16 protein-coding genes are annotated in these 21,758 nt (G+C 47.6%); all 16 read left to right on the forward strand.

Going from position 1 to position 21,758, the window contains the following annotated elements; translation table 11 throughout:
• The first annotated feature begins 17 nt into the window (after window positions 1–17).
• The 16 genes from QMA04_RS09705 (at window position 18) to QMA04_RS09780 (ending at window position 21,724) form a co-directional block, all read left to right on the forward strand.
• A complete protein-coding gene (locus QMA04_RS09705) occupies window positions 18–1,313 on the forward strand; it encodes an ABC transporter substrate-binding protein (protein WP_290185436.1) in 1,296 nt (431 codons plus the stop codon).
• Window positions 1,314–1,424: 111 nt separating this feature from the next.
• A complete protein-coding gene (locus QMA04_RS09710) occupies window positions 1,425–2,372 on the forward strand; it encodes a carbohydrate ABC transporter permease (protein WP_238943259.1) in 948 nt (315 codons plus the stop codon).
• Window positions 2,369–3,196: a carbohydrate ABC transporter permease gene (locus QMA04_RS09715; protein ID WP_191716338.1), complete on the forward strand. Its 828-nt coding sequence runs from the start codon at window positions 2,369–2,371 to the stop codon at window positions 3,194–3,196. Before QMA04_RS09710 ends, QMA04_RS09715 begins: the two co-directional genes overlap by 4 nt.
• A 415-nt stretch (window positions 3,197–3,611) precedes the next feature.
• Window positions 3,612–5,825, forward strand: a complete 2,214-nt coding sequence (locus QMA04_RS09720) for an alpha-galactosidase (protein ID WP_290185439.1) — start codon at window positions 3,612–3,614, stop codon at window positions 5,823–5,825.
• Window positions 5,826–6,212: 387 nt separating this feature from the next.
• Window positions 6,213–7,937 carry a glycoside hydrolase family 35 protein gene (locus QMA04_RS09725; protein WP_290185441.1) on the forward strand — a complete coding sequence of 575 codons (1,725 nt, stop codon included), beginning with the start codon at window positions 6,213–6,215 and terminating at the stop codon, window positions 7,935–7,937.
• A 30-nt stretch (window positions 7,938–7,967) separates the two neighbouring features.
• Window positions 7,968–9,998 carry a beta-galactosidase gene (locus QMA04_RS09730; RefSeq protein WP_290185443.1) on the forward strand — a complete coding sequence of 677 codons (2,031 nt, stop codon included), beginning with the start codon at window positions 7,968–7,970 and terminating at the stop codon, window positions 9,996–9,998.
• A gap of 506 nt (window positions 9,999–10,504) precedes the next feature.
• Window positions 10,505–11,365, forward strand: a complete 861-nt coding sequence (locus tag QMA04_RS09735) for a MurR/RpiR family transcriptional regulator (protein WP_290185445.1) — start codon at window positions 10,505–10,507, stop codon at window positions 11,363–11,365.
• Complete coding sequence (locus QMA04_RS09740) at window positions 11,362–12,498, forward strand: M20 peptidase aminoacylase family protein (protein WP_290185447.1); 1,137 nt, start codon at window positions 11,362–11,364, stop codon at window positions 12,496–12,498. Before QMA04_RS09735 ends, QMA04_RS09740 begins: the two co-directional genes overlap by 4 nt.
• Window positions 12,495–13,346, forward strand: a complete 852-nt coding sequence (locus QMA04_RS09745) for a GNAT family N-acetyltransferase (protein WP_290185449.1) — start codon at window positions 12,495–12,497, stop codon at window positions 13,344–13,346. The genes QMA04_RS09740 and QMA04_RS09745 overlap by 4 nt, the downstream gene beginning before the upstream one ends.
• Window positions 13,343–14,455, forward strand: coding sequence for an o-succinylbenzoate synthase (menC, locus tag QMA04_RS09750; protein ID WP_290185451.1), 1,113 nt, complete (start codon window positions 13,343–13,345; stop codon window positions 14,453–14,455). Before QMA04_RS09745 ends, menC begins: the two co-directional genes overlap by 4 nt.
• 46 nt (window positions 14,456–14,501) lie before the next feature.
• On the forward strand, window positions 14,502–15,581 hold the full coding sequence (locus QMA04_RS09755) for a YkvI family membrane protein (protein WP_290185453.1): 1,080 nt from the start codon (window positions 14,502–14,504) through the stop codon (window positions 15,579–15,581).
• Between the two features lie 672 nt (window positions 15,582–16,253).
• Window positions 16,254–16,835 (forward strand): hypothetical protein, encoded by a 582-nt coding sequence (locus tag QMA04_RS09760; RefSeq protein ID WP_290185455.1) that lies wholly within the window; start codon window positions 16,254–16,256, stop codon window positions 16,833–16,835.
• 204 nt (window positions 16,836–17,039) lie between these two features.
• Window positions 17,040–17,582 carry a helix-turn-helix domain-containing protein gene (locus tag QMA04_RS09765; protein ID WP_290185457.1) on the forward strand — a complete coding sequence of 181 codons (543 nt, stop codon included), beginning with the start codon at window positions 17,040–17,042 and terminating at the stop codon, window positions 17,580–17,582.
• Window positions 17,583–17,608: 26 nt separating this feature from the next.
• Entirely contained in the window at window positions 17,609–19,654 is a 2,046-nt protein-coding gene (locus QMA04_RS09770) for a hydantoinase/oxoprolinase family protein (protein ID WP_290185459.1), read from the forward strand.
• Between the two features lies 1 nt (window position 19,655).
• On the forward strand, window positions 19,656–21,392 hold the full coding sequence (locus QMA04_RS09775) for a hydantoinase B/oxoprolinase family protein (RefSeq protein ID WP_290185461.1): 1,737 nt from the start codon (window positions 19,656–19,658) through the stop codon (window positions 21,390–21,392).
• A gap of 2 nt (window positions 21,393–21,394) precedes the next feature.
• Window positions 21,395–21,724 carry a cupin domain-containing protein gene (locus QMA04_RS09780; RefSeq protein ID WP_290185463.1) on the forward strand — a complete coding sequence of 110 codons (330 nt, stop codon included), beginning with the start codon at window positions 21,395–21,397 and terminating at the stop codon, window positions 21,722–21,724.
• Window positions 21,725–21,758 lie beyond the last annotated feature (34 nt).

A 21,758-nucleotide genomic window follows, 5' to 3' on the forward strand; every position in this document is an offset into this window, starting at 1 on the left:
AAAAAGGGGGATTTTCAATGAAGAAATTTTATCTTATGCTTGTGCTGCTTGTCGGTATGGCAGTTTTAGCGGCTTGTTCTTCTGGGGATGAAGAAGCAAGCGGCGGCAGTTCAGAAGGTTCATCAAGCGTAGACACCATTACCGCTTGGGCTTGGGATCCAGCATTCAATATTGCCGCTCTTGAAAAAGCAAAAGAAGCTTACAGCGGAGACGGAGATTTTGAAGTGAACATCATTGAAAATGCGCAAGACGATATCATTCAAAAATTAAACACAGGGCTTAGCTCGGGTACAACAAAAGGAATGCCGAACATTGTGTTGATAGAAGATTACCGTGCACAAAGTTTCCTTCAGGCCTATCCGGATGCTTTCCATCCATTGACGGATGTCATCAACTCAGACGACTTTGCGGATTACAAAATTGCCACAACCAGCTTTGACGGCGAACAATACGGATTGCCATTTGACTCAGGGGTTGCTGGATTGTACGTACGCACAGACTATTTGGAAGAAGCGGGCTACACACCCGAAGACCTGACAAATATTACTTGGGATGAATACATCGAAATCGGTAAAAAAGTAAAAGAAGCAACGGGCAAAAATATGCTGACATTGGACCCGAACGATTTGGGTCAAATCCGTATGATGATCCAGACAAATGGTTCATGGTATGTGGATGAAGACGGTTCAACACCGAACCTTGCAGGCAACGAATCACTTGAAAAAGCATTTGAAACATACAAAAAGATGATGGATGCGGATATCGGAAAAATCGTTTCTGACTGGAGCCAGTTTGTCGGCGCCTTCAACAGCGGCGATGTAGCAAGCGTTCCAACAGGAAACTGGATCACGCCAAGCATTAAACAAGCAGCAGATCAATCAGGCAAATGGGCTGTCGTACCAATGCCGCGATTGGACATGGAAGGCGCAGTCAACGCTTCTAACTTGGGCGGCAGTTCTTGGTACATCTTGAACGTCGATGGCAAAGAACAGGCAGCTGATTTCATGCTGAACACATTTGGATCGAATGTTGATCTTTATCAAACACTGGTAAAAGACATCGGCGCTCTTGGAACTTACTCCGCGGCAGCTGAAGGCGATGCTTATGCAGTTGAAGACGAATTCTTCGGCGGACAGCAACTTCTTACTGACCTGTCTTCATGGACAGACGAAATTCCAGGCGTCAACTACGGTCTACACACATATGCAATTGAAGATATCCTGGTAACAGGAATGCAGGATTATTTGAATGGCACAGAGCTTAAGACAGTACTTGAGAATGTCCAAGGACAAGCTGAAGCACAACTCAAATAATTGATTGGAATTAACTAAAGCCTTGAGTTGCCGCCGATGAACTGGTAGAAGTGCTTTATCGCTCACCAGCCAGGCACAGCTCAAGCTTTTTTTATAGGAGGAATGAGAAAAATGAGCCAGCAATCTACAAAAAAAGGTGAACTGGATCTCCCGGTCAGCTTGCGCTATAAAGAGACCAGACGCGAAAAAAACGGTGTATTCTTCAGGAAAAAAGTCGGTTGGCTGTTTGTCATTATCTCCGTCATCGCTATCACAATCTTCAACTTCTACCCGATGGTCCAAGCATTCCTGCTGTCATTCCAATCAGGGATGGGCGGGAACTTGGAATATGTCGGCTTTGACAACTGGCAGCGATTGTTCGGTGATCCGACGTTTATCGCAGCGTTAACCAATACATCAATCTACTTGCTCATTCAAGTACCCTTGATGATTGTCTTGGCGTTATTCTTCTCGGTCTTGTTAAACGACCCGAAATTGAAATTCAGAGGCTTTTTCAGAATCGCGATTTTCTTGCCCTGTGTCACGTCACTGGTTGCCTACTCAGTTATCTTCAAGTATTTGTTCGGCATCGATGGCATCATCAATCAATTCCTGCTGAACTTCGGTTTTATTTCACAAACGATCAATTTCCTGGCCGATCCGTTTTGGGCGAAGGTGGTCATCATCCTTGCCATCACATGGAGATGGACGGGCTATAACATGATTTTCTATTTGGCGGCATTGCAAAACGTCGACAAGTCAATTTACGAAGCGGCAAGAATTGATGGAGCGAACGCTTTCCAGCAGTTTTTCCAGATTACGGTTCCGATGCTGAAGCCGATCATTTTGTTCACATCGATCACGTCCACCATCGGTACCTTGCAGATCTTTGATGAAATCGTCAACATCACCAACGGCGGACCCGGGAATGCGACGATTTCGATTTCGCAATACATCTACAACCTGTCGTTCGAATACACGCCTGACTTTGGTTATGCGTCAACCGTATCTTACGTCATCGTGATTTTAGTGGTAATCCTTTCGATTATTCAATTCAGAGTGGCGGGTGAGAAAAAATGAAAAACTTGAAAAGCATCTTCATCTACACGTTTCTAAGTCTCGCAGCCATCGTTTCCATTTTTCCGTTCCTGTGGATGCTTGTCAGCATCACCAATAAATCGGTGGATGTGACGCAAGGACGTTTGATTCCGGGAACTCATTTGATTGAAAACATGAAGACTTTATTTGCGACAGTGGATATTGTCCCGGCATTGATGAACTCGGCGATCATCGCAATCATTACGACCATTTTGACGCTGTTGTTGGCATCGCTTGCCGGCTATGGTTTTGAAATCCACCGCAGCAAAGGAAAAGACATCGTCTTCAACATTTTGTTGCTGTCGATGATGATTCCGTTTGCGGCGATCATGGTTCCGCTTTACCGTATGTTCGGCAGCATCAGCGACACAGCACCATTCCTTGGCATCGACTCGCTCGGCGCAGTCATTTTGCCGACGGCGACGACCGCGTTCTTCATCTTTTTCTTCCGGCAGAACACGAAGATGTTCCCGAAAGATTTGGTGGAGGCGGGAAGAATTGACGGGTTGAGTGAAATCGGCGTCTTCTTCCGGATCTACATGCCGACAATGAAAACGACGTACGCAGCAGCGGCCATCATCTCGTTCATGAACAGTTGGAACAACTACCTGTGGCCATTGGTCATCCTGCAATCACCGGAAAAAAGAACAATTCCGTTGTTGATTTCAAACCTGGGCTCCAGCTACGCACCGGATTACGGCGTCATCATGTCAGCCATCGTCATCGCCACTTTGCCGACTGCACTTGTCTTCTTCCTCATGCAGAAGCATTTTGTTGCAGGAATGATGGGGTCGGTTAAGGGTTAAATAGTAGTCAGTTATATCCAATTAGTAGCTGACTACTGCTGTTATACACCGCTTCGGCCGCTTTGGGTAGGCTCCTGCGCAAGCTCGTCGCAAAGGAGTCACCAGGGGTGCCTGGCAACCTCCTTGGCTCCCGCAAGAAGCCAGGAAAACCGCCTGTCTTCTTGCTTCGCCTGGCCCTTGGATGCGCCGGCACTAAGAGATTTACTCTGCTAGCTATGACATTGTATTTTTCATCAACTTACTTATTGATATGGAGCAAAACGGCGGAGACGCCTGCGGGATAGCGAGACAGCCGAGACCCCGCAAGGAGCAAAGCGACTGAGGAGGCTTGGCGCTCGCCCGCGGCAAGCACAGCTGTTTTGCGGAATATCGGCAATCGGAGCTTACTAGTTCAACTTATTTTAGGAGGTAAATTGTGCCGATTTTATATAATGACTCCACTCAAGAGTTTCACCTGCAAACAGAAAAAGTGAGCTATATTTTCAGCGTTTTGGACAATGGCCAGTTGGGTCAGCTTTATTACGGCAAGAAGCTGCGCCATCGGGAGTCGTTCCATCGCTTGTTTCATGTGGAAGCTGCTCCGAATACGGCTTGTGTCAATGAAGGGGATTTGGTTTTTTCATTGGATTTGATCAAACAGGAATATCCGGCCTACGGGGCGACGGACTTCCGGGAGCCGGCTTATCAGGTGCTGCAGGAAGGCGGCAGCCGGATTACGGATTTGGTTTATCAGGACCACCAGATCTTTAAAGGCAAAAAGAAACTGGAAGGCTTGCCCGCTACGTATGCGGAAAGTGATCAGGAAGCGACCACTTTGGAGATTTATCTGTACGACAAAGAAATTGATTTGGAGCTTCGGCTTTCTTATACGGTGTTTGAAAAGTCCAATGCGATTGCGCGTTCTGCACAGTTCATCAATCGGGGGCAAAGAGATGTAAATTTAACAAGAGCATTGAGTGCCAGCATCGATTTGCCGGATTCAAATTTTGAGATGGTGCAGCTGTCGGGTTCGTGGGCACGGGAGCGGCACATCAAAAACCGAAAATTGGTGCCGGGCATCCAAAGCATTGCCAGTACACGCGGGACGAGCAGTGCCCAGCAAAATCCGTTTCTTGCCTTGAAACGGCCGGAGACGACGGAACATCAAGGCGAAGTGTACGGCATGAGCCTGGTCTACAGCGGCAATTTTCTGGCGCAGGTGGAAGTGGATCATTACGATGTGACGCGCTTGATGATGGGCATCAACCCGTTTGATTTTAATTGGGTGCTGGAAAGCGGCGAAAGTTTCCAGACACCGGAAGTGGTGCTGGTGTATTCAGATGAAGGCTTGAATGGCATGAGCCAAATATTCCATCAGCTGTACCGTACTCGCTTGGCACGCGGGAAATGGCGCGACCGGGAACGTCCGGTGCTGATCAACAACTGGGAAGCGACGTATTTTGATTTTGATGAGAATAAAATCTTTGAGCTCGCCAAATCATCCAAAGAATTGGGCGTGGAATTATTCGTCCTGGATGACGGCTGGTTCGGCAAACGCGATGACGACACCACGTCTTTAGGAGATTGGTCAGAAGATCGGCGCAAATTGCCGAACGGCCTCAAGCAATTGGCGAAAGACATTACGGGCTTGGGGATGGAATTCGGCTTGTGGTTTGAGCCGGAAATGGTCTCGAAAGCAAGTGAGTTGTACAAAACCCATCCGGACTGGGTGATCCATGTGCCCAACCGGAAAATGTCGCATGGCCGAAACCAGTTCGTTCTCGATTTTTCCAGACAGGAAGTCGTCGATTTCATCCATAAGATGATGGCGAAGGTCTTGCGGGAAGCGCCGATTTCGTATGTGAAATGGGACATGAACCGCTATATGACAGAAGTCGGTTCTTTGGAATTGCCGGCCAACCGCCAGCGTGAAGTGGCGCACCGTTATATCCTGGGTGTCTATTCTTTGTATGAAAGGCTGACGACGGAATTTCCGCATGTCTTGTTCGAATCCTGTGCGGGAGGCGGCAGCCGGTTCGATCCGGGCTTGCTGTATTACGCGCCGCAAGGATGGACCAGTGACGACACCGATGCGGTTGAACGGTTGAAAATCCAGTACGGCACGTCGCTGGTGTATCCGCTCAGTTCGATGGGCGCTCACGTGTCCGCAGTGCCCAACCATCAAGTAGGACGCATGACGAGCCTGAAGACCCGGGCAAACGTCGCTTATTTCGGCGCATTTGGCTACGAGCTCGATGTGACGGCGATGACGAATGAAGAAAAAGAAGAAGTAAAAGAACAAATCGCTTTCTACAAAGAAAACCGGTCGCTCATCCAGCAAGGCCAGTTTTACCGAATCGAAAGCCCGTTTGCGGAAGATGGCAATCAAACCAGCTGGATGGTCGTGTCAGAAGACCAGAGCGAATCGATACTCGGCTATTACCAAGTCCTGTCCCGGCCAAATCCGGGGTTCACCCGCATTTTCTTTAAGGGGCTGAATCCGGAATTTGAATACACTATCGATGGAATAGACGATACCTTTTACGGAGACGAACTGATGGGCGCCGGCCTGCAGCTGAACCATTACCAGACGAATGAACATCCGGCTGATTTTTCTTCGGTTGTTTACAAATTGAAGCGAGTTAATTAACTCCAGTTACGAATACCGCTTCGGACGCTTTGGTAGAGAAAAGATGATTGATTCTAAAGTAAGAGTTGAAAAACTCCTGCTTCTGCATCGCTGCGCTAGCTTCGAAGCAAAGGAAGTAACCCACACTTCGTTTGGTTTATTTCCTTGCCTGGCCTGGTGACGTGCCGGCGCTAGATAACTGCTATGAAAAAGTGACTTTACTTGTATTGATTCTATCTAAGATATGGAGCAAAACAGCGCAGACGCCCAGGGGACCAAGCGAAGTGCTGAGATCCACTCGGGCGATGAGCCCGAGTTAGCTCAGCGCGAGCCCCCAGGCAAGCAAGCTGTTTTGAGGAATATCGGTTATTAAAAATTGTTAGTTCAACTTACATAGGAGGCGTCGACGTGCTGACTGTTAAAAACGATTCGTTTTATTTTGAGGGCGAGCCTTTCCAGATCTTGTCGGGGGGCATGCATTATTTCCGGACAATGCCGGAACAATGGGAAGACCGCTTGCTGAAGCTGAAGGCTTTGGGGCTCAACACGGTGGAAACCTACATTCCGTGGAATTTCCACGAACCGAAAAAAGGGCAGTTCAATTTTTCGGGAATGGCGGATATCGAACGCTTTATCGAACTGGCGCACACGCTCGGGCTTTATGTCATCCTGCGTCCGGCGCCGTATATATGCGCGGAGTGGGAAATGGGCGGCTTGCCGTCCTGGCTGCTGAAGCACAAAAGCATGGTCATGCGAAGCAGCCATCCGTCTTTCCTAAAACATGTGGAAGATTACTTCAATGAATTGCTGCCGAAGTTCAAAAAGCATCTCTACCAAAACGGCGGGCCGGTCATTGCCATGCAGATCGAAAATGAATACGGTGCGTACGGAAATGATCTGGCTTACCTTCATTTCTTTAAAGAACAGTATGAGAAGCATGAACTGGATACGTTCTTGTTCACATCAGACGGTCCGGACTTTATTCAACAAGGTTCGCTTCCGGATGTCACCACTACCTTGAATTTCGGTTCGCGGGTAACGGAATCATTCGATGCACTCGAAACGTTCAAAGCCGGTTCGCCGAAAATGGTGGCGGAGTTTTGGATCGGCTGGTTTGATTATTGGACCGGTGAACACACGGTTCGGAACGGGGACGATGTGGCTGCGGTCTTTAAGGAAATCATGGAGAAGAACATCTCCGTCAATTTCTATATGTTCCACGGGGGCACGAACTTCGGTTTCATGAACGGCGCCAACCATTACGACATCTATTACCCGACGATCACCAGCTACGATTACGACAGCTTGCTGACGGAAGGCGGAGCGATCACCGAGAAATACAAAGCGGTCAAGAAAGTCCTGAGTGAGTACCGGGAAGTACCGGCGGATTTCGAGGAGACAGTGACGGCGAAAGCCTATGGGGAAGTGACGCTTTCAGAGGCTGTCAGTTTGTTCGATGTCCTGCAAGACATCGGCGAAAAAGTCGAGCACATCGTGCCGCTGGCGATGGAAGACATCGATCAGGCCTACGGCTATACGCTGTACCGGACGACGGTCAACCGCCAAGGCAAATTGAAAGTCAACTCGGGCAACATCCGCGACCGGGGGTTCATTTATATCAACGGCCGTTATATCACCACAACCTACATCAACGATCTAAATAAAGAACTGACCCTGGAGTTCCCGGACTCTGTGAACACGCTGGAGATTCTCGTGGAGAACATGGGGCGCGCCAATTACGGGGAGCATTTGACAGATCCGAAAGGGCTCGTCAAAAACCTGTGGCTTGGCGAACAGTATTTCTTCCACTGGGAAATGTTCAAGGTGGAGTTGGACCGTTTGCCGGAAGCCTATGAGCTGAGCGGCGAAGACCGCTTCCCGAAGTTTTTCCGTGGTTCGTTTGATGCGGCAGAAGGGCTGGACGCTTATGTCGACACCGAGGGCTTCACCAAAGGCAATGTCTTCATCAACGGCTTCAATCTCGGCCGCTACTGGAATACTGCCGGTCCGCAGCAACGCCTTTATTTGCCGGGGCCATTGCTGAAAAAAGAAAACAATGAAATCGTTGTGCTGGAACTGGAAAACACGGCGACTGATAAAATCCACTTGCTGGACCAGCCAAAACTCGGCTAAACATAATTGAAGCAGAAGGGATGGAATAAAATGATCAACGATAAATTACCGAAGATTTGGCATGGTGGGGACTATAACCCGGAACAATGGGATTCGAAAGAAATTTGGGACGAGGATGTCCGGATGTTCAAGCTTGCTGGAATTGATGTGGCAACGTTAAACGTCTTTTCATGGGCATTGAATCAGCCGAATGAAGATACTTATAATTTTGACTGGCTGGACGATAAAATCAACCGCTTGTATGAAAATGGCATCTACACATGCCTGGCCACCAGCACAGCCGCGCATCCAGCGTGGATGGCGAAGAAATACCCAGACGTATTGCGTGTGGATTTCTACGGCCGTAAACGCAAGTTCGGCAGCCGCCACAACTCCTGCCCGAACAGCCCGACGTACCGCGAGTATTCTGAGAAAATTGCAGATAAATTAGCTGAGCGCTACAAGGACCACCCGGCTGTCTTGATTTGGCATGTGTCCAATGAATACGGCGGCTACTGCTATTGCGACAATTGCCAGGACGCGTTCCGCGGCTGGTTGAGCGATAAATACGGCACGATCGAAAAGCTGAACAAAGCGTGGAATACTGGATTCTGGGGGCATACCTTCTACGAATGGGACGAAATCGTCGCACCGAATATGCTGAGCGAAGAACGCGAAGACAACGTTTCCGACTTCCAGGGGATTTCACTGGATTACCGACGCTTCCAATCGGACAGTCTGCTGGATTGCTACAAGCTGGAATACAACGCAATCCGGAAACATGTGCCGAACATCCCGATCACCACCAACTTGATGGGCACGTACCCGATGCTGGATTACTTCAAGTGGGCGAAAGAAATGGACGTCGTGTCCTGGGACAACTACCCGGCAATTGATACGCCGGTCAGCTACACGGCCATGACGCACGACTTGATGCGCGGATTGAAGAACGGCCAGCCGTTCATGCTGATGGAGCAGACGCCGAGCCAGCAAAACTGGCAGCCGTATAACTCCTTGAAGCGTCCGGGCGTTATGCGCTTATGGAGCTACCAGGCAATCGGTCGCGGGGCAGACACCATCCTGTACTTCCAGCTGCGCCGTTCGGTCGGGGCTTGCGAGAAATACCACGGTGCAGTCATCGAACACGTCGGCCATGAAAACACGCGCGTGTTCAATGAAGTCGCCCAATTAGGAAAAGAATTGAACGGCTTATCCGATACGTTGCTCGATGCACGCGTCAACGCCAAAGTGGCGATCGTCTTTGACTGGGAAAATCGCTGGGCGACGGAACTGTCGAGCGGACCTTCCGTATCGCTTGATTATGTCAATGAAGTTCATAAATACTACGACGCGCTCTATAAATTGAATGTCCAAGTCGACATGATCGGCGTCGAAGAAGACTTGAGCCAGTATGATGTCGTCATTGCACCGGTTCTCTATATGGTGAAAGAAGGCTACGCGGCGAAAGTCGAGGCCTTTGTCGAAAACGCCGGAACTTTCCTGACGACGTTCTTCAGCGGCATCGTCAACGAAACCGATATCGTGACACTTGGCGGCTATCCTGGTGAACTGCGCAACGTGCTCGGCATTTGGGCGGAAGAAATCGATGCGCTGCACCCGGACGAAACCAATCAAATCGTCATGAAAGAAGTACGCGGCAAGATGAGCGGCAAGTATTCATGCAACTTGTTGTTTGATTTGATCCACACAGAAGGCGCAGAAGCGGTCGCCGAATACGGCTCTGACTTCTATAAAGGCATGCCGGTCCTGACGGTCAATAAATTCGGCAAAGGAAAAGCGTGGTATGTGGCATCAAGCCCGGACACAGAATTCCTCGTCGACTTCCTCAAGACGGTGTGCGATGAAGCAGGTGTCGAGCCATTGCTTGCCGTACCGGAAGGCGTCGAAACCACGGAACGCGTGAAAGACGGCCGAACCTATTTGTTCGTATTGAATCATAATAACGAAGAAGTCACGATCGAGCTGGCGGACAGCGAGTATAAAGAAGTGCTAACGGATGAACAAGTGAGCGGCAACCTGGTCCTGAAAGAAAAAGGCGTGTTGATTTTGGCGAAGGTATAAGTAAGATAAGTGAATTAATTATAAGCGATGAATGTTTTTAATAGATATTCCGCAAACCAGCTCCGCTTTCGGGCCCACAGGATGTGGGTCATGCAGCTGGTGCGACAGGAAGTCGCGGTCCAGCTGCCACGGTCTTGCGGGAGTCTCCGCTGGTTTGCTTCATATTCTACTAGTTAATAGGATGAAAAGTGTAAATGTAGAGTAGGAAACGTCGATAAACTGCCTGTTCTTCTATAACAGTAAGAACTAACTACTTCTTTATTTCAATTTATAGAGAAGATTAGAAGATAAGTGAATATGTGAGAAGCCCATGTGGACTGCACTGAAATTGTCGGAGACTAATCTGACGGTGGATGTTGAGTTCATAGGGGCTTTTTTTGTTCGTATAATTTCATCATTAATATATTGCATACATCAGAATAGTGTGATAAATTAAACAAAACAATAAAGAAGTCTTAACTTCATAATATCTATAAAAAATGTCTAAACTTTAAAAGGCGGTCTTTATGAATATCAAAGAATTAATCGATAGACATTATCATGAGTTGTCAAAAACACAGAAAAAAGTGGCGGCGCAGGTTTTGGATTATCCGCGGCAAGTGGCTTTAAAGTCGGCGCAGGAGCTGGGAGCGGAAATCGGAGCCAGTGAAACGACGGTAATCCGGTTTTGCTACAGTTTGAAACTGGCAGGTTATACGGAATTGCAGAAAATGATCCGTGAACAGTTGTTGAACCAGGAAAGCAGCTTGTCTTCCTACCGGCAGTCAAAAGTGGAGCTGCAGGATAAGCCGCATTTTATGATGCAGGTGATGGAACAGGACCGGAATATGATTGAAGAGACGATGCGAGAGATTCGGGAAACGGATTATGATATGGCCATCGAGCAGCTGTCTAAGGCGAAAAAAGTTTATATCCTCGGCATGCGCTCGTCATCTGCGGCGGCTAGTTGGCTGTCCTATGCGGTCGGACTCGTCCGTTCGGATGTCCGGTCAATCCGCCCGGAAGTAGAAGACGTGGTTCAAACGATCAGTGAGATGGGCAAGGAGGATGTGTTAGTCGTTATTTCGTTTCACCGCTATCTTCGGAAGCCGATTCAAATTGCGCATCTTGCGAAGAAACAGGGAATTTTTATCCTCGGCATCACGGATTCGCATCTCGCGCCAATCCATTCAGCAGCGGATGTGCTATTCCCGATCCATTCACCCGACAAATCGACTTTGGATGCCACCACTTCTTTGTTCTCTTTTATGAATGCGATCGTTGCCGGGTTGATCGTAAAGGAAAAAGAGGCTTTCGAAAAAAGGCAGGCAAACTACCGTGCAGTAGAAAGTGATTTTTTATTTACGGAAGGGACAGAAAAGCTATGAAAGAAATCATCGAGAACATAAAACCGGTGGCCGAGAAAGTATTCGCCCATCTGCACACACATCCGGAAATCAGCTGGCAGGAAGTGGAAACGACTCGGTACTTGAAAGAATTATTGGAAGCTGAAGGGATTCGGGTAGAGACTTTTGATGACTCGACAGGGCTTGTCGCAGTAATCGGCGAAGGCAAGCCGTGCGTCGGACTTCGAACGGATATCGATGCCCTTTGGCAGGAAGTTGACGGAGAATATCGCGCCAACCATTCCTGTGGCCACGATGCCCATATGACATTGGCTGTCGGGGCATTATTGGTATTGAAGAAACAGGGGATTCCGAAAAAAGGATGCTTGAAAGTTTTGTTCCAGCCTGCAGAGGAAAAAGGGACCGGTGCTTTATCGTTTGTCGAAAAAGGGCTCGTCGATGATATCGATTACCTGTATGGTGTCCATTTACGGCCAAAGCAGGAAGTCGAGGACGGTTATGCGACTGCTGCCATCATGCACGGATCGGCGAAAATGATCGGGGGCAAAATTCTCGGCACTGATGCCCACGGCGCCCGCCCGCACGAAGGACAGAATGCGATTGAAGTCATGGCTTTATTGGTACAGGCGATCCATTCGCTCCACGTCGATCCGATGGTCCCGCATTCGGCAAAAGTGACGATGTTCCAAGCCGGTGGGGAATCCGCCAATATCATTCCCGGAACCGCTGTTTTCAGTATGGATATCCGTGCACAAACCAATGAAGTGATGGACAAATTGTTCGAGAAAGTAAAAAGAGCGGTCACATCCGTTGCGGATCTTACGGGAGTCGAGATTCCGATTGAAATAAAAGCAGAAATCGCTGCAGCCGAAGTGGATGATACGGCAGTCGCCATCATGTCACGGGCGATTGAAGAAACATTGGGCAAAGCGTTTCTGAAACCGCCGATCGTGACGCCTGGCGGCGAGGATTTCCACTTTTATACTTTGAAGCGGCCATCGGTGAAAGCATCGATGCTCGGGTTGGGCTGCGGCCTATCGCCGGGGCTGCACCATCCGCAAATGTCATTCAATCAGGAAAGCCTAATCGGTGGCATTGAAGTCTTGGCGCGTGCGGTCCAGTACACATTCGAACAATCGGAGCGGGGAGAGTGATTGCAGTGGACAAAGAAACGACTTTCCGGCGGCTTGAGACAACTGATGATATGCGGTTGATCCAAACTCTGGAACGGGAAGTTTGGGATATGGATCCGATTCCGACGCATCAGACATTTACGGCATCCAAAAATGGCGGCATCCTGGTCGGCGCTTTCAATGAAGGCAAATTAATCGGCTATTGCTACGGGTTCGCTGGATTCAAAAGAGGCAAAGCCTATTTATGCTCCCATATGATGGGGATCCATCCTGCTTTCCAATCCGCGGGCATCGGCCAAATGCTAAAGGAAGAGCAGCGAAAAATTGCACTGGAAATTGGCTACGATTTGATTCAATGGACATTCGACCCGCTTGAAAGCCGCAATGCGTATTTGAACACCTCAAAGCTGAACGGAATCTGCAGTACCTATCTCGAAAATTGTTACGGGGAGATGGATGACGGCCTGAACCGCGGATTGCCGACAGACCGTCTGCAAATCGAATGGTGGATTTCAAGCAACCATGTCGAAAACAGATGGAAGCCCGATCAGTTCCATTTTACGGTACCGTTTGAGACAAGGACAACAGTCCTTGGCCATCCAATCCTTGAAGTGTTGGAAGAAGAGTTGGATGTTCAGCTGGAAGCCTTCGAAATTCCGGTGCCACAACAATTTCAAACGATCAAAAAAGAAGACCCTGAATTGGCATTGGACTGGCGGATAAAGATACGCCGCATTTTTCAGCAGCTGTTCGCAAACGGTTACGCACTCGTCAGCGTCCGAAAAACGGATGAGGCGGTCCAGTACTATCAATTTATCCCGCGCCACATGCTGTCGCTGGAACACATAGAAAGAGGAGAAGTCTTATGAGAGTTACAGAAGTGAATGTCCGCAAAATGAAAATGATGATGAAAAACCCTTTCACAACAAGTTTCGGCACTTTCCAGGAGAAAGAGTTTCTTCTGGTGGAAGCAAAAGACGAGGACGGCAATTCAGGATGGGGGGAATCGGTCGCGTTCCATTCGCCTTGGTACAGTGAAGAAACCGTCGAAACGAATTTGCATATCATCCGTGATTTCCTGGTGCCGATTGTTTTGGAGAACGACATAGAGCATCCTGATGAAGTGAACGAATTGTTTGGCCATCTACGGAAAAACAATATGGCCAAAGCCGCAGTGGAAGGCGCCGTTTGGGACCTTTATACAAAACGGGAAAAGATCCCGCTGGCTCAAGCGCTAGGTGGGACTAAAGAGAAAATCGAAGTGGGAATCAGCATTGGGATCAATGAAGATATGGAACAATTGGCTGAAACAGTCAGCGGCTTTATTGAAGAAGGATACAAACGCATCAAAGTGAAGATCAAACCAGGCTTTGACGTCCATGTCATGCGCGAATTGCGTAAACGGTTCCCTGATGTCCCGATGATGGCCGATGCCAATTCAGCGTATCGACTTGAGGACTTAGCTGTATTAAAGGAATTGGATCAATTCGGATTGACGATGATTGAGCAGCCGCTCGCATCGGACGACATCATCGACCATGCCAAATTGCAGCCGCAGCTGACGACGCCGATTTGCCTGGATGAAAGCATTCATTCATTGGAAGATGCCCGTAAAGCAGTGGAGCTCGGCAGCACGAAAATCATCAATATCAAAATCGGCCGTGTAGGCGGGTTGACCGAATCGAAAAAAATCCACGACTATTGCCAGGAGCAGAATATCCCGGTTTGGTGCGGTGGGATGCTGGAGTCGGGAATCGGCCGCGCGCACAACGTCGCCTTGACGACTTTGCCTAATTTCATCCTGCCAGGCGATACAGCTGGCTCTTCTCGTTATTGGGAGGAAGATATCATTTCCCCCGAAGTGACTGTAGAGGATGGCTATATCACAGTGCCGACAGAAGCGGGCATTGGCTATGGGATCAATGAGCACGCATTGGATAAATACACAATTGACACATACCAATTCCGGAAGCAATAGAAGGAATATCAGGTAACTTATAATGAAGGAAGTTGGAGGGAAGAAGATGAAAAAGAGTTTTCAAATCGGAGCGGCGTTCATTGGCGTCATTGTTGGAGCTGGATTTGCGTCCGGCCAGGAAGTCTTGCAATTCTTTACAAGCTTTGGAGGCTGGGGAATTTTTGGTGCCATTTTAGCAACTGCCTTCTTCGCATTTCTCGGCATGAATTTGACGCAGCTCGGAAGCCGGCTGCAGACCACGTCCCACCAGAACGTCATTTATCACATATGCGGAAAGTATTTAGGGGTCGCAGTCGACTTTGCCATCACCTTCTTCCTATTTGGCGTAACGGTTGTCATGTTTTCAGGATCCGGCGCGATCTTCGAACAGCAATTCGGTATTTCCAGCCTTTTCGGCAATACTTTGATGGCATTGCTGGTCATTGCCACGGTGTTGTTGAAAGTCGATAAAGTCATTTCCCTCATCAGCTTGTTTACACCGATCCTGCTTTTGGCGGTGCTGGTGCTGACGGTCTATTCATTGGTGAATTTTGATTTCGCTACGGCCGATTTCGCTGCGGCTGCCCAAAACCAGGCAGCACCGAACTGGCTGCTTGGCGCTTGCCTATATGTGTCCTATAATCTGGCGGCGGGTGCTGCGATGATGACCGTCATGGGTGGTACCGTCAAAGATGAAAAAGTTGCCGGTTGGGGCGGCTTGATCGGCGGGCTTGGCCTCGGGCTTTTGATTATTCTGATCAATTTGTCCATGCTGACGCAGTTGAAGGAAATCGCGGCAGTCCCAATGCCGACTTTGTTCATCGCGAATAACATCAGTCCTATGATGGGTGCCGTCATGTCCATTATACTGTTAGGGATGATCTACAATACGGCCGTTGGCATGCTGTATGCCTTTACGGCACGCTTTGTAAAACCAGATACGGCAAAATTCAAAGTTTCTGTCGGCATCTTCGGCGTACTTGCATTCGCTTCAAGCTTTGTCGGTTTCGTCACTTTGGTTAGCACAGTCTACCCGGTCATGGGTTATTTAGGCTTTGTCTTGATCGCCGCCATCGTTTTCGCCTGGTTCCGGACGAAAAAAGGAAAGCGCGAAAACAAAGCGCGCTCCGTTATTAAAGTCGTTTAAGTTTGTCTTCCATCAAAATAACCCGCTCAGGAATTTCCTGCTGAGCGGGTTATTTTGATGGATTTGTATAAAAAGCAGAAAAAGAATCCTTTGTACTAAACATAATCCCTCCTATGCAGGAAAGCTGGATATCTACAAGCCACTTCCGCTGATTCTATGAGGGATTTAACAGTTGTTTGCGGGATACGAGACTTTGTTTGCGCAATACACCGGTTTGTTTGCGGAATAAGAGGTTTTGTTTGCGGAATACCGCACTTTGTTTGCGCAATGAGCATCCGGTCGGGGAAAGTGCGGCGAATAGGCTTGTGAGAAAGAGCCCGGATGCATGCAGCAAAGCTGCGAAAAAGAAGAAATCGGCAAAACGGCCAGAATGTAGAGAAAAAGAATTCAAAAATCCGATGCCTATTTGTATTTTGCATAAGCTAAGCCTATAAGCAGACAAAGCTTGGTGCGGAAGATTATGCAAGCGTTTGTCAAAGAGACGATTGGCATCGCAGCCAGTGGATGAGTGAGTAGGCGGATTGTTCCTGTCAAGCGGCTGCAGCAATTCGGCGCTGCTGAAAAAATTAAGATCCATTTTTAAATTAGGGAATGGAGATTTTCAGGCAGGAAAAAGCTCTTTCATAATCGAAATTAAAGCTAACAATTTTATTCGAATGGAAGGTGGGACAGATGAAGAAAGTAGGGAAGCTCTTTTATGTGAGTTCTGCTTTATTGCTGTTGGCTGGCTGTGGTGAAGAAGATGCACCGATCATGGACGCTTCAAAAGCACGGGGCGAACCGGAGGAGATGCCATTAGAAGAGGGAGGGAAAGAAGGCGCAGAAGATGAAGCGATTACAGATGAAGCTGCTTCCGATTCAGGCGAAGATGCCTTATCGGCTTATTCCAGCGAGCAGATCGAGTACGCCAGGGTATGGCGGCAGCTCGGGCCGAATCAGGAGATAGATGGGCTGTACGTCCAACAGATTCCAGAAGGGACGCCGCTCAATCCGGACGATGACACAAGCGCCGCTTATCCGGAACCTGTCATCCAATTGGCCGGATCGCGCTTGGTGGATGGATCCGTAACTTATAGCAGCAACGGCGACGGCACGATCAATTTGTACAATGTGCCGCTGCGTTGGGATGGCGAGTATCCTGCGGGTGAAGAGTTCTATAACGACATGATTGAAAATACTGAGGTGGTGGAGATTGAGCCGGGGGGTAATGAGGGAATTATTAGGTTGATTGAGTTGATTGAAAATCAGTCGTAAATTGAATAAGGGATCTAATTTGCAAATGAGAAGTAGTAAAAGAAAAAGTCTGAACGCTTTGGCGACAGACTTTTTTTACTTGTGAAAATAAATATTCAAAATTTTCTACAAATTAATAAAGGATTATGCTATCATAAGAAAAAGTTTACTTAAACTATATTTTTTACTGTCACACTGTATTAATGAAAAGGAGATTTTTAAATTATGGACGGAATCTATCAAAAAATTAAGACCTTACGGATCGATCAAGGATTAACGTTAAAAGATTTAAGTGAAAAGACGGAGCTGTCGGTCAGTTTTTTATCTCAGATTGAGAGAGGGTCTTCTTCTCTCGCCATTACCTCATTGAAAAAAATTGCGGATGCTTTCAACGTCCCTATCACATTTTTCTTTGACACAGATACTAATCATAATTACATGTTGCAGGGAAAGGATCGTAAACCATTTCAACTTGAAGGTTCACCTACCACGTATACACGTTTAAATGGAGAGTTCAATGGGCGCTCACTGGAGCCTTTATTGGTCAGGCTGGCGCCTAAACAAGAACAAAGTCAGTCATCCAGCCATCCGGGTGAAGAATTTTACTACGTGTTAAAAGGTGCAGCATTGTTCAAAGTGGACGGAAAAGAGTATTTCGTAAGAGAAGGTGATTCAATCCATTATCCATCTGAAGTACCTCATTCATGGGAAAATCCATTGAACGAGGAAACCCTTATTCTTTGTGTACTGACGCCGGTGTTATTTTAAATCAAAGGAAAGAAGGCTGATCGTTGATGAGAATTGCTACTGATATTGGAGGAACTTTTACTGATTTGGTATACGTAGATAAAAACGGCAAAGTAGGGGTGGCCAAAAGCCATACGACACCGCCGAATTTCGAGCAGGGCGTGGTTGATGTTATCGAGAAAAGTGGAATCGATCAAAAAGACATTGAAACATTTATCCACGGAACGACGGTAATCATCAATGCGCTAACAGAAAGAAAAGGTGTGAAAACGGGGTTGATCACCACGCAAGGATTCCGTGATGTCCTGGAAATCGCCAGGGGGAATCGACCGGATCTATTTAATGTCCGGTACAAAAAACCAGTACCCTTCGTTGAGCGTTATCTGCGGCAGGAAGTGGAAGAACGCCTGAACCAAAAAGGTGAAATCGTCACTCCTCTAAATAAAGAAAAAATTAAAGAGCTCATTGCTTATTTCAAAAAAGAACAGGTTGAGGCGATTGCTGTTTCCTATCTCCATGCTTATAAGAATCCGGTACACGAACTGGAGACCATCCAACTGATACAGGAATTGTGGCCGGAAATCGCCGTTACGGCTTCACACGAAGTGACCAAGGAATGGCGTGAATATGAACGGACGAATACAACGGTCCTTAACTCGTATGTCCAGCCAATCGCCTCTACTTATATTGATAAACTCAGCACAAAGCTTTCGGAAAACGAAGCTGATAGCTTCAATTACATTATGCAGTCCAATGGCGGAACAACTACCTTTGAGCAGGCCAAAAAAACTCCGATCAATATGGTGGAATCGGGACCGGTTGCCGGAATCTATGGAGCAGCTTATCTTGGGGAAATCATTGGGGAGAAAAATGTCATCGCTTTTGATATTGGAGGAACGACAGCGAAATGTTCATTGATCAGCAATGGAGAAGTGAAAGTTTCGACTGATTATTATATCGAAAAAGACGATCTCAATGCAGGATATCCAATCAAAGCGCCGGTTGTTGATATCGTTGAAATCGGCAATGGTGGAGGTTCAATTGCCTGGATTGATGAGGGCGGTTCATTGAAAGTTGGCCCGCATTCAGCTGGAGCTGTACCGGGTCCGGTCGCATACGGACAAGGCGGCACAGAACCAACAACGACAGATGCGAATCTTTTGACAGGGCGCCTGTCACCTGAGAACTTCGATTACAAAGTCGATTTAGCCTCGGTGAAGTCCGCCATCGAAGAAAAAGTATCGAAAGTCTATGGATTGGACGCAGAAGAAGGGGCTCTTGGCATCATCCGAATCGCCAATGCCAATATGCTGAATGCGCTGAAACTGATATCGGTTCGAAAAGGCTACGATCCGCGTGATTTCTCACTTGTAGCATTCGGTGGAGGCGGCTCGATGCACGCACCCGCTTTGGCGCGTGATCTGGGTGTCAAAAAAGTCATCGTTCCGGTCGCTTCATCCGTTTTCTCTGCATGGGGCATGTTGATGACCGATTTGCGGCACGACTACATCCAAACCTATATTAATCGCCTTCAGGACGTGGATTTGACAGAACTGAATAATGAATGGAATAAACTCGAAAATCAGGCGAGAAATCAATACGCTGAAGAAAACGTCAAAGAGGAAGAAATCATCTTTAACCGCTTTGTCGATATGCGTTACGCAGGCCAGGAGCATACCGTGAAAGTGCCGCTTGCAGGTGGAGAAATCACTAAGCAATCTGTTGAAGAGTTGATTGCTCTCTTCCATGATATGCACGAGCAGAGCTTCACCTTCAAGTTAGTCGAAGCGCAAACAGAAATCGTCAACCTGCATTTGACCGCCTTCGGGAATGTTCAAAAGCCTGAGCTGCAAAAATTGGAGTCGACCGGCAGAGAATTAGAGTCAGCTTTAAAAGAAACACGACAGGTTTTTTATGAAGATGGCGGCTGGATTCAAACACCAGTCTACCACCGCGATTTGCTCGAAGCGGGAATGTCCGTTGAAGGCCCTGCCATCATCGAAGAGCCGACCGCGACGACCGTTTTCTATGAAGGACAGACATTGACAGTGGACACTTATGGAAACTTACTTATCGAGACGGAGGTGCAGTAAGATGACTTCAATCAAAAATGTGAAAGTTGATCCGTTTACTATCGAAATCGTCAAAGACTCATTAATCGCTATAGGGGATGAAATGTTCCATGCCTTGGCGCGGACCTCGATGAGTCCGATCATCTATGAGGTGCTTGATTATGCGAGCGGCCTGACAGATGCTAAGGGCCAATTGCTGACACAAGGAAATGGTGTGACAGGTTTTATCGGTATGCTGACGTTTATGGTTAAAGAAACGATCAATAAATTCGGCGAAGAGGGATTAAAAGAAGGCGATATTATTATCATTAATGACTCTTATGTTGGTGGTGGATCTCATTTATCTGATGTTGGACTGGTCCTGCCGATTTTTCATGAAGGAAAGATCGTTGCATTCTCGGCCAACAAAGCGCATTGGACGGATGTCGGAGGCAAAGATCCTGGCTCTTTCAGTAACGATGCGACAGAAATCTATCAGGAAGGCCTGCAATTCCCATGTGTGAAATTATTCAATGAAGGGCAGCTCAATGAAGCAGTACTCGATATCATCAAATCGAATATCCGTTTCCCTGATTTGTCGATTGGTGATTTATGGGCACAGGTTGCGGCACTTCGGACAGGCGAAAAACGCGTTAAAGAGCTCTGCTTGAAAAATGGTGTAGAAGTCGTACAGACCTCTATTGACCACCATTTGGATCATGGCGAACAATTGGCCCGAAAAGAGTTGGCGAAATTGCCGAAAGGTGAATTCTATGCAGAAGATTATGTTGATGATGATGGATTCGGCAACGGCCCTTTTCCGATCAAAGTAAAAGTAACGATTACCGATGACAAGTTCATCTGTGATTTCCGAGGCAGCCATCCTCAGGTGCCAGGTCCGGTGAACTGTACTTATACCGGACTCGTATCAGCAGTGCGCACAATTTTTCTGGCGGCAACCAATCCATCGCAGGATGTCAATGACGGAGTCTTCCGTCCTTTGGAAATCATAACTGACCGAAAATCCATACTGGCTGCGGAACGTCCTGCTCCAGTCTCCATCTATTGGGAAAGCATGCAGGGAGGAGCCGATCTTGTGTGGCAGGCTCTGGCACCATCTCTTCCGGAGCGCCTATCTGCAGGGCAGCTCTTGTCTGTCTGTGCTGTAACATTATCCGGTAATCATCATGAAACGGAAGAACCATTCTTGATTGTAGAACCATCGGCAGGTGGATGGGGAGCAGCGAAAGGACAGGATGGCGCGCGTGGGCAATTTTGTATCGGTGATGGAGAAACATATAACGTACCAGTCGAAGTGGCTGAAACCCGCTATGGTGTGATGATCGACGAATACAGCTTGCGCACAGATGGAGCAGGATCTGGTGAATTCATCGGCGGGGCAGGAGTTACCCGTACGTATCGTGCAATGACAGACAAGCAATTTGTATCGGCTACCTTCGGACGCAATAAATTCTTCCCGTGGGGATTGAATGGTGGAGATGAAGGATCACCGAATGAATTTGTTATTGAAAAAACTACAGGAGAAACAGATGGACCTTTTGGCATCTATCCCCGTTACCCACTTAATAAAGGGGATGTTGTCAGATTGATGACGGCTACTGGCGGCGGTTATGGAGATCCTTTAAAGCGTCCTCATGAGCAGGTGGCGAGAGATGTAAGAAACGGTTATATCAGTATCGAAAAGGCGAAAGAAATTTATGGGGTGTTAGTTAACGAAGAAACCTTCAAAGTTGAGGGATTAACGGGAAGAGGAGTGTAGACATGGACATTTTGAACATCAAAGATTTGGCACAAGAAGGAAATGAATCGTATTCGATGCACACAATCTTTAAAGAACAGCCAAAAGATGGAGCAGTACAAGTCGGGCATGTCGTTATCTACCCTGGTGAAACAGTTCCTTTATCCGGCTTCTCCAAGCATGCTGAAAATGAATACTCGGTTATTGTAAAAGGTTCTTTGTTGACGGAAATCGATGGTCAGCAATACCGCGTTTCAGCAGGGCAGGCAACGTTCATTCCAAAAGGTGAAGAACATATAGCGGTGAATGACGGCGAAGAAGATTGTGAACTAGTTTTTGTAATGGTGGGCTGAAAGAAAATGCTTTGTATTTTAAAGGGGGAATGAG

The organism is Planococcus sp. APC 3900 (genome assembly GCF_030407735.1).
Classification (GTDB): domain Bacteria; phylum Bacillota; class Bacilli; order Bacillales_A; family Planococcaceae; genus Planococcus; species Planococcus notacanthi.